Source organism: Undibacterium umbellatum, from assembly GCF_014284125.1.
Classification (GTDB): domain Bacteria; phylum Pseudomonadota; class Gammaproteobacteria; order Burkholderiales; family Burkholderiaceae_D; genus Undibacterium; species Undibacterium umbellatum.
This window is the reverse complement of record NZ_JACOFX010000049.1, coordinates 1-2,102: the sequence shown is the minus strand read 5'-3', so window position 1 is coordinate 2,102 and position 2,102 is coordinate 1. Positions and strand designations below refer to the sequence as shown.

At 51.4% G+C, this 2,102-nt stretch carries 5 protein-coding genes; 4 read left to right on the top strand and 1 reads right to left on the bottom strand.

Translation table 11 applies throughout. The features are described 5' to 3' along the window. From H8L47_RS29075 to H8L47_RS29065, 3 genes are all read left to right on the top strand, one after another. Positions 1-449 (top strand): hypothetical protein (locus tag H8L47_RS29075; protein ID WP_222616728.1); only part of this gene is annotated, 449 nt, incomplete at its 5' end. 13 nt (positions 450-462) lie between these two features. After that, complete coding sequence (locus H8L47_RS29070) at positions 463-651, top strand: hypothetical protein (RefSeq protein ID WP_186957324.1); 189 nt, start codon at positions 463-465, stop codon at positions 649-651. 60 nt (positions 652-711) lie between these two features. Further along, positions 712-1,140, top strand: a complete 429-nt coding sequence (locus H8L47_RS29065; RefSeq protein ID WP_222616727.1) for a hypothetical protein — start codon at positions 712-714, stop codon at positions 1,138-1,140. Between the two features lie 152 nt (positions 1,141-1,292). Here the strand turns inward: H8L47_RS29065 and H8L47_RS29060 are convergent, their stop codons facing one another. After that, the gene (locus tag H8L47_RS29060) at positions 1,293-1,595 is read right to left on the bottom strand and encodes a hypothetical protein (protein ID WP_186957322.1); all 303 of its coding nucleotides are present in this window, start codon (positions 1,593-1,595) and stop codon (positions 1,293-1,295) included. 227 nt (positions 1,596-1,822) lie between these two features. On the opposite strand from H8L47_RS29060, the gene H8L47_RS29055 reads away from it, so the two are divergent. Next, positions 1,823-2,102 (top strand): phage baseplate assembly protein V (locus H8L47_RS29055; RefSeq protein ID WP_186957321.1); only part of this gene is annotated, 280 nt, incomplete at its 3' end.

Here is a 2,102-nt window from a genome sequence, read left to right as displayed (position 1 = left end):
TTCAAAAAATAGCCCAAAACAGTGAGCCAGCCATCAGGGCCAGCCTGTATATTGATTTGCGCCGCGTGTCTGATGCTTTGGGTGTCGCTGTCATTGACGCTGACCACCTGCCTATTCCCAAGCCCTTGCCCGTCGAGCCTGCGCCAGCCAGACCCAAGCAGCATGCGAGCGTGACGCAGTTCTGGAACATCATCAATGAACTCGATGAGCTGGGCGTGATGACCAACCACAGCCGCTCCGCTGACCAGATCGCCATTAACCTGCCCCAGGTCGCAAAGCTGGCCGTTCAGCACAAGATTGCCTTGCCCTACCTGTCAATTTTGCGTAAATACATCTCAGAGTCACAAGACCCAGCCTTTATCAAGCAAGCCACCATCAACAGCGGTCTGCTCAACAAGTCAGTCAAATGCTACGTATTTCGCGCAAGAGACACACACGCCAACAATTGAACAGGACACCACCATGCAACCAGCCATCACCACCAAACCCCTGACCACCAAAGAACGCCAGCTAGTACAAGCCGCCCACCAGGCCGCCCTGGACAAGCTAAAAACCACCACCCACCCTGTCAAACGGCAGTGTCTGCTTGAAGAACTAACAGACTGGTGCACCCTGCTGGGCTATCCATCGCCCACGCAACTAAGGCACTGATGCAATACACCAGCCAGACGCAGACAAAAAACCTGTGTCTGGTGTTGGTATTGATACAATGTGGCATTGAGCCAAGAAAATTGGCAGCCACGTCAGGACAATATGACAGCCCCGAACGAATCAAGTCTTGCAACGTTAGTAATGCGCCTTCGCGCCGCCACAGGTATATCAGTGCTGGAGTCCAAAGCAGTACTTGAACCGCTTTCGGAGCAGCATCGTCTACTGTATGTGGAACGATTTGAACGGGGCGCACCATGGTTCTACGCGTCATTACTGTTTGACCCAATCGAAGTTGACCCAGAGTATTCTGATTTAATTGAAGCCATCCGCCTCGAAGCAAGAAACAAGCTCGACGCCGGGGAACTAGGCGACGCCCAACGCGGGCGAACAGCAAGAATGTGGGGCTGGATGAAACAAGAACTCAAAGCACGCCACAATATTACCTGGCGCACTCCGTGGGAAATGTCGCCTTGGATTGCGCTTGATTAACGCAAGTTTTCGCACATGAGCCCGCGTAGGTGCGAATAGCTCCGCGTATTCGTACGCATGATTTAGCCGGTGTAGATGCAAATAACCCAGCGTATTCGCCCGTCAAGTTGAGAATGTAGAAATATCAGACCCCGCGCCGCGATTTTTCTCGGTCATTTTGCAAAAAACCAAGCAATGTATGCCCCAATATTTACAATGAACGAAATAACCAACGTTACGGCGCGATACTTGTAATAATTCGGCCCAAATGAATCATACACCTGCATCGAAAAAATCCTTTTTGTTCCATATTTTCTGCAGTCGTCAATTAGTAAAAATAGCATTATGACGAAAGCAATTGCAGCCATTCCATATTCGCCTTGGACACTCCATAAAGAAACCACAAATGCTATAGTCATTTGGATCCATGCCATGCCGACGAGTGTATTCTCAAGAATCTTTTTAAACATTTTCATCGCTAGTGTCCCAACGTTTCTCAAAGGCGAAACATTTGTTTTGATTGGTCTGCGTTACCAGACTTTACCAATGTGAGCGTTCTACGAATAGCCCCGCGTATTCGTACGCATGTTACCTCAAAATATCTCACACCCCTCGCGCACGCGTAAACGCCGCTGAGTTACTAAGCCGCTTAGCAACCCCTCCCCGCGTGACTGGTTAGCCCGGTCACGTCACCATAGACGGCATGGAATTCACCCTTGCCGACCTCTCCCGCCGCCTGCAAAATCTCGTCCGCTTTGGCACCATCGCCGAAGTCAAGCACGGCCGCGTACCGCAAGTGCGCCTGCAAATTGGCGATATCGTCACCGGCTTCTTGCCCATGGCAACGACACGGGCAGGCAAAACAAAGACATGGAACCCGCCCACAGTTGGCGAGCAATGCGTTTTGCTTTCACCCTCTGGTGAATTCGCGGGCGGCGTGGTCTTGCCAGGCATTGCCAGCAACCACAACCCCGCACCAGACA